The sequence below is a fragment of the Thermoleptolyngbya sp. M55_K2018_002 genome, from assembly GCF_015295965.1.
GTDB classification, from domain to species: Bacteria; Cyanobacteriota; Cyanobacteriia; order Elainellales; family Elainellaceae; genus Thermoleptolyngbya; species Thermoleptolyngbya sichuanensis.
The window spans coordinates 1-7,022 of the sequence record NZ_DVEA01000157.1 but is presented as its reverse complement, the minus strand read 5'-3'; the positions used below and the strand labels follow the sequence as shown (position 1 = coordinate 7,022).

The following is a 7,022-nucleotide window of genomic DNA, read 5'->3' as shown; positions in this document are numbered from 1 at the left end:
GGCTTCGGCCAGCGGCGGGCGGCTGGTGAACCAGTCTGCATTGGCCCAGGCGGTCATGATTTGCTGGGCTGATTCGTTGCCGCTTTCCGCTAGTTCCTGAATGTCATGAAACGCATCGTAGATCAGCAGCGTCTTGCTGAGGGCGGCAGTGGCGGTGGCAACGACCTCTGCATTGGGCGAGTGCAGCAGGTCGATGAGCGATCGCACGTTGTAGCCCCCCATCATCGTGCCCAGCAGTTCCGTGGCGTATTGGGGCGAGATCAGCGGGCTGGTGGCTTCTCCCTTGGCGATCGCCGTTAGAAATCCCGCCTTCACGTAGGCCGCCTGATCAACCCCCGGCGGAATGCGATCGCGCAGCAAACTCACCAAAAATTCTTCTTCACCCGCCGGTGGATGCTTCAGCAGTTCGCACAATTCGGACGTTTGCTCAGCAGACAGCGGCAGCGGCGGAATCCCCAGCGCTGCTCGCTCTGCGACATGGTTACGATAGGCTTCCAGCATGATTAATTCTTGCTCCCAAACACCAGCGAAAGGGCGTGAATGATGTTAAACCGATGTTGAACAGATTTCAAGCGAACCGATTTCAAGCGAACCGATTTCAAGCGAACTAATTTCAGGCGCACTAATTTCAAGAGCAACATCTTATCTCTACGCTAACGTGGCGAGAGTTATTAGTGAGCAGTTTGAAGATAGGGTCTAAAGGAACAGGTCAGGCCCTCATTCTCCCTCACTGCAAATTCACCACAAACTCTTCGCCTGCTATCGAAACGCGATCGCCCTTTACCAGTTTCCGTCCGCGCCGGGTTTCCACTGCCCCGTTCACGCTAACTTCGCCAATCTGAATCAGCACCTTGGCTTCGCCGCCCGTGGGCACTGCCTGTACCCATTTCAGAAACTGATCGAGCCGGATGGTTTCGGGAGGAGGATTGTCCATAAGAAGAGGAAGAAGAGAAAGTTAAAAAAAGTCTGGGGGATATCCCTTTTGGATTTTAGATTGCCGATTTTGGTAAGAGACTCTGTTGTGCGGCATAGCAACCAGAACGAATAGCAACCGGAATACCGTGAAAAGCTCGCTACACCTGAGACACTACACCTGAGACTCTACGAGAGTCCCTCCCGTCATCATCGCTGATCCACTCGTTTTACTGCACTCTCGGTTTCCTCGTTTTGCGCCGATGAATATCGACATCACCACTCCTGCAATCCTGTTTCCCACGATTTCGCTGCTGCTGCTGGCCTACACCAACCGCTTTGTGGCGCTGGCCAGCATTATCCGCAACCTGCACGCCAGCCACCAGAGCAAGCCTGATCCGATGCTGCGGCAGGAAATCGCCAGTCTGCGCTACCGCATCAAGCTGATTCGCAATATGCAGGCGTGGGGGGCAGCGAGTTTGCTGTTCAGCGTGATTTGCATTCTGCTGCTGTTTCTGGGGTTTGAAACGGCGGGCCGGTGGATGTTTGCCGTCAGCCTGGTGATGATGCTGATCTCACTGGCGCTGTCGCTGCGGGAAATCCAGCTTTCGGTCGTCGCCCTCGATCTGCACCTGCGGGATGTAGAACAGGAGCGAGAACGAGGGCGATCGCCCGACTATTTTTAGGTGCGGATCAAACGTGACGGGTTCTGCAAAGTGATAGCTGAACCGCGCTGCTTTTAGCTCGGTTAATGCCATCCAGTGCGGATTAAACGTGGCGGGCTCTGCAAAGTGATAGGGTGATGGAGTATTGGAGTAATGCACGCCACTCGTCACCCCGTCACTCCATCACTCGCTCCGATAGACGGGCCGCTTGAACCGCAGCCCCACGCTACGGCGTGGTCGTCAGCACCTTATCTTCCGCCGAAACCGCTTCCGGGCTATTGGCTTCCGACGGGGGAACCGCCTGCCAAAACTGGGGCAGATAGGTCGCCCAGTTGGCCAGGATGTGCTGGGCCTTGGCGCTGCCCGTGCGATCGGCGTGGGCCGCAATCAGGTCTTTCAACTGCTGTTCGCCGACGGGGCTGGTGACGCGCTGGATTTTGATAATCTCCGGGTTCACTTTGCTGGGGAAGCTGCCGTCTTCGTCCAGGAAGTAGGCCAGTCCGCCCGTCATGCCCGCGCCGACGTTGCGCCCGACCCTGCCCAGCACGACGATCACGCCGCCCGTCATGTATTCACAGCAGTGGTCGCCTGCGCCTTCGATGACGGCACGACCGAGGGAATTCCGCACCGCAAAGCGCTCGCCCGCCTGTCCACTGGCAAACAGGGTGCCGCCTGTTGCCCCATAGAGGCAGGTATTGCCGACGATCACGTTGCTGGCCGGGTCGAAGCTGGCCGCCGTCGCCGGCTGGATGATAATCTCGCCGCCGTGCATCCCCTTGCCCACATAGTCGTTGGCTTCGCCTTCCAGCTTCAGCGTCATGCCGGGGAGGTTGAACGCGCCAAAGCTCTGGCCCACACTGCCCCGAAACTCCAGCGTCAGGTGTCCGGCAAAGCCCGTGTCGCCATACTGCCGGGCGATCGCCCCCGCCACTCGCGCCCCCACGCTGCGATCCGTGTTGACCACGCCGACAGACTTAGTAAGAGTGGTTTGATTTTGAATCGCCGCCTGGACTGCGGGATCGGACAGAATTTCGTCGTCCAGCACGGGGCCGTTGCTGTGAACCGTCTCGTGAACCAGCCAACTGCGGTCTTCGCGAGTATCGGGCAGATTAATCAGGCAGGACAGATCCAGCGCCTTGGTCTTGGTCAGCGATACACCGTCGCGCACCTTCAGCAGGTCGGCGCGGCCGATGATCTCGTTAAGGGAGCGGTAGCCCAGCCGGGCCAGGAGCGATCGCGCTTCTTCGGCGATGAAATAGAAGAAGTTGACGACGTGTTCTGGCGTGCCGGGGAAGCGCTTCCGCAGTTCCTCTTTCTGGCTAGCCACGCCAACGGGACAGTTGTTGGTATGGCAAATCCGCGCCATGATGCAGCCTTCGGCAATCATAGCGATGGAGCCAAAGCCAAACTCTTCGCCGCCCATCAGCGCCGCCATCACCACGTCCCAGCCCGTCTTGATGCCGCCATCGACGCGCAGCAGCACGCGATCGCGCAGTTTGTTTTCCATCAGCACGCGATGCACCTCAGTCAGCCCCAGTTCCCACGGGCTACCTGCGTGTTTGATGGAACTCAGCGGCGATGCGCCCGTGCCGCCGTCGTGGCCGGAGATTTGGATAATGTCGGCGTTCGCCTTGGCCACGCCCGCCGCCACCGTGCCAATGCCCACTTCCGACACCAGCTTCACCGACACCTGCGCCTGGGGATTGATTTGGTGCAGGTCGAAAATCAGTTGCTCTAGGTCTTCGATGGAATAGATGTCGTGGTGGGGCGGCGGCGAAATCAGCGTCACACCGGGCTTCGAGCGGCGCAGCATGGCAATGTAGGGGCTGACCTTGGGGCCCGGAAGTTGGCCGCCTTCACCGGGCTTGGCCCCTTGCGCCATCTTGATTTCAAGCTGACGGGCGCTCATCAGATACTCCGGCGTAACCCCAAATCGGCCAGAGGCGATTTGCTTGATCGCAGAGGCAGCGCGATCGCCATTCTTCAGTCCCCGCAGGTGGGGCAGCGTGGGCGATAGCCCGTCGCCGTCTACATCGTCCAGCACCTTGTAGCGCACGGGATCTTCGCCGCCCTCGCCAGAATTGGACTTGCCGCCGATGCGGTTCATGGCGATCGCCAGCGTTTCGTGCGCCTCCCGCGACAGCGCCCCCAGGGACATACCGCCCGTGCAGAAGCGCTTGACAATTTCAGAAACGGGTTCCACTTCGTCGAGCGGAATCGAGGGGCGATCGCTCTTAAAGTCCAGCAGATCGCGCAGCGCCGTCAGCGGCCGCTCTTCTAGATACTTCTGGTACAGTTCATAGTGGTCGTAGTTCTTAGACTCCACCGCCTTGTGCAGGTGCTTCGCCATTTCGGGGCTATTCATGTGATATTCGCCGCCAGGACGATATTGCACAAAGCCCATGTTTTCCAGCTTCTTGACCGATAGCTCTGGAAAGGCGCGACTGTGGAAGGACAGCACCTCGTTCGCCAAATCTGCCATGCTCAGCCCACCCAGCCGCGAGGCCGTGCCATAGAAGCCCAGGTGCAGCAGGTCGCCGCCGATGCCAATCGCCTCAAAAATCTGCGCCCCGTGGTAGCTAGAGAGCAGGGAAATCCCCATCTTGGAGAGAATCTTCAGCAGGCCCGACTCGACCGATTTGCGATAGTTTTGCTGGGCTTTTTCGATGGTGATCGCGTCGAGTTTGCCCCGCTCCATCAGGCTTTGGGTCTTGGGGTCGGCGTGCCAGTGGCGCACCGTTTCAAATGCCAGGTAGGGACATACGGCGCTGGCTCCATAGCCAATCAAACAGGCAAAGTGGTGGGTACTCCAGCACTGGGCCGTGTCCACAATCAGCGAGGCCCGCATCCGCAAGCCCTGGCGGATCAGATGATGATGCACTGCGCCCACGGCCAGCAGCGGCGGGATATAGCTGGTGTTGGCGCTGAGGGTGGTGAGGGAACCGTCAGACGAGAGGCGATCGCTCAAAATCAGCACCGCCTTGCCCGACCGCACGGCTGCCGTTGCCTGCTGACAGAGGTCATTCACCGCCTGTTGCAGCCCGTCGGGCCCAGCAGAAATGCTGAATAGGGTAGACAGACTGGCGGTTTCAAACTCTGAGTTGCGGATAAAGTCTAGCTCCGCGTTGTTCAACACAGGCGACTTGAGGCTGAGCAGATGGGCGTATTCTGGTTTTTCATCCAGCAGGTTGCCGCGTGCGCCCAGTTCCATCGCCAGGGACATCACTAGCTTTTCGCGCAGCGGGTCGATGGGCGGGTTTGTCACCTGGGCAAAGCGCTGCTTGAAATAGTCGTAGAGCAGGTGCGGCTTTTCAGACAGCACTGCCAGGGGAATGTCGTCGCCCATGCAGAAGGTCGGCTCGCTGCCCTTTTGCGCCATGTCCTGAATCACCATCTCTACGTCTTCGGAGGTGTAGCCGAAAGCAGTCTGGTGGCGCAGCAGGGCAACGCTGTCCAGGTAGGATTCGGTGGTGAAAGGCTGCGGCTCCAGTTCGCGGCGGTTTTGCTTAAGCCACTCGCCGTAGGGCTGGGCCTGGGCAACGCGCTGCTTGATGTCCCAGTTTTTCAGAATTTCGTGGGATTGCAGGTCAACGGCGATCGCCTGTCCGGGGCCCAGCCGTCCTTTTTCTACAATTTCCGCCTCTGGCAATTCCACTACCCCCGCTTCTGATGCCACGACGATATAGCCATCGCGGGTAATCGCATAGCGGGCAGGTCGCAAGCCGTTTCGATCCAGCGACGCGCCGACTTTCTTGCCATCGCCAAACACCAGCAGCGCCGGGCCGTCCCACGGCTCCTGAATGCCGCTGTAGTATTCGTAAAAGTCCACAATTTCAGGGTGATCGGCCAGATCCGGCTGGTTGTTGTAGGCCTCTGGAACCATCATCATCAGCGCCGCCAACGGATCGCGCCCAGAGCGCACCAGCAACTCCATCACGTTATCTAAGTTGGCGGAGTCGCTGTTTTCTGGGCGGACGGTGGGCTTCAGGTCTTCGAGGCGATCGCCCCAAATCGGATGACTGAGATCCGCCTCCCGCGCCATCATCCAGTTGATATTGCCCAGCAGCGTATTGATTTCGCCGTTGTGGGCCAGCAGGCGCATCGGCTGAGCCAGCGGCCATTTCGGCATGGTATTGGTGCTAAAGCGGCGATGGTATGTAGCAAACGCACTGGTATAGAGTGGGTTTTGTAGATCCAGATAAAACTCGCCCAGCACGGCCGATCGCACCATGCCTTTGTAAACAACCGTGCGGTTCGAGAAAGAGCAGACGTAGAAGTCCTTAAGCGCTTCGGCATACTCGCCCTGATAATCCGCCAGAACGGACAAAATACGCTTGCGGGCCCAGTAGAGGTCGCGCTCCAAGTCGTCACCAGAGTCGGCCGATTGCACCAGCACTTGCTCGATTTGCGGCTGGTTTTCTCGTGCCTGGACACCCAGCACGCTTGGCTGGACGGGCACTTTGCGCCAGCCGAGGATCTTCAATCCGCACTCCGTCCAAACTTGGGTGGCCAGGTCGCGGGCGATCGCCGCTGCGGCCTCAGACTGCGGCAAAAACACCATCCCCAGCCCAAAATTCTCCGCAGCAGGCAAGGGGACTCCTTCCGACTGACACCACTCACCAATCAGCGCCCAGGGAATTGCCGTCATCAGCCCTGCACCGTCGCCAGAATCGCGGTCTGCGCTACAGCCCCCCCGATGCTCCATGCAAGACAGCGCCACCAGTGCCTTCTGCACCAGGTCATGGCTTGCTCTACCTTGAGAATCGGCGATAAACCCGACCCCACAAGCGTCGCGCTCTTCCACCAGCCACCGCTGTCCCGCATAGCCCGTGGTTCCCTGCCCCATCCATTCGTTTTGGTTCACGCCCATTCCACCCATAGCAACTTTCAACGAAAAGACCTGTTTTGTAATAACCCTGAAATAACCCTAGACCAAACCCGATCTCCAAACTGCTTTAGGCTCTGGGGTAGTGAACTGGTGAGCGTTTCAACCCGCCCGCCCAAGCAACACTAACCTGCCCCCATCTCCAGCAATCCGAGCCAGCGCCTATTTCTTCTATCTCACCTCAGACGGTCTGCGCTGCACTAACCCGTACAGGGGCAACTGCTAAAGCCCTCCGCCCAAAGGATCGCAACCGCCTCCAGCTACTCCACTCTAGGATTGGATTTCTTTCTGGAGAGACGCATACGTAACACTATGCCCAGGTTTTGATCCAACTTTTGAGAGAGGGCACTCTGAGAAACTGGCGCGGTGTCAAATAAAGGGCGATCGCCAGCGCCCCCCTGCCGTTTCAGTTTGGAATATCTACCTATCAGGATAGAGTATGAATTCTAGGTGAAGCGATGCGGATTTTGCAACTGAAATCCCCCGTGCCTTTCAGAAAGGCACATTAGAGGATGTTTGAAAAGTCCTACTGTTTGTAGCAAAGCGTGCAAGATCCCCCT

3 protein-coding genes and 2 pseudogenes are annotated in these 7,022 nt (G+C 58.4%); 2 read left to right on the top strand and 3 right to left on the bottom strand.

Annotated elements, in window-relative coordinates:
- Positions 1-501 (bottom strand): annotated as a pseudogene (locus IGS51_RS07715) (aconitate hydratase B); the annotation flags it as partial.
- A 69-nt stretch (positions 502-570) separates the two neighbouring features.
- Between IGS51_RS07715 and IGS51_RS22320 the strand changes: the two are divergent.
- A pseudogene (locus IGS51_RS22320) lies at positions 571-657 on the top strand (pentapeptide repeat-containing protein); the annotation flags it as partial.
- Between the two features lie 70 nt (positions 658-727).
- Here IGS51_RS22320 and IGS51_RS07710 read toward each other — a convergent pair.
- Positions 728-934, bottom strand: a complete 207-nt coding sequence (locus IGS51_RS07710; RefSeq protein ID WP_297077740.1) for an RNA-binding S4 domain-containing protein — start codon at positions 932-934, stop codon at positions 728-730.
- 241 nt (positions 935-1,175) lie between these two features.
- On the opposite strand from IGS51_RS07710, the gene IGS51_RS07705 reads away from it, so the two are divergent.
- Positions 1,176-1,598 (top strand): DUF2721 domain-containing protein, encoded by a 423-nt coding sequence (locus IGS51_RS07705; RefSeq protein ID WP_172354645.1) that lies wholly within the window; start codon positions 1,176-1,178, stop codon positions 1,596-1,598.
- Positions 1,599-1,803: 205 nt separating this feature from the next.
- Here the strand turns inward: IGS51_RS07705 and gltB are convergent, their stop codons facing one another.
- Positions 1,804-6,456: a glutamate synthase large subunit gene (gltB, locus tag IGS51_RS07700; protein ID WP_367279286.1), complete on the bottom strand. Its 4,653-nt coding sequence runs from the start codon at positions 6,454-6,456 to the stop codon at positions 1,804-1,806.
- Positions 6,457-7,022: the final 566 nt, after the last annotated feature.

What these genes read in the sequence shown, in the direction of transcription:
- IGS51_RS07710 (WP_297077740.1), bottom strand. Translation starts at nt 934, where the DNA reads ATGGACAATCCTCCTCCCGAAACCATCCGGCTCGATCAGTTTCTGAAA.
- gltB (WP_367279286.1), bottom strand. Translation starts at nt 6,456, where the DNA reads ATGGGTGGAATGGGCGTGAACCAAAACGAATGGATGGGGCAGGGAACC.
- IGS51_RS07705 (WP_172354645.1), top strand. Translation starts at nt 1,176, where the DNA reads ATGAATATCGACATCACCACTCCTGCAATCCTGTTTCCCACGATTTCG.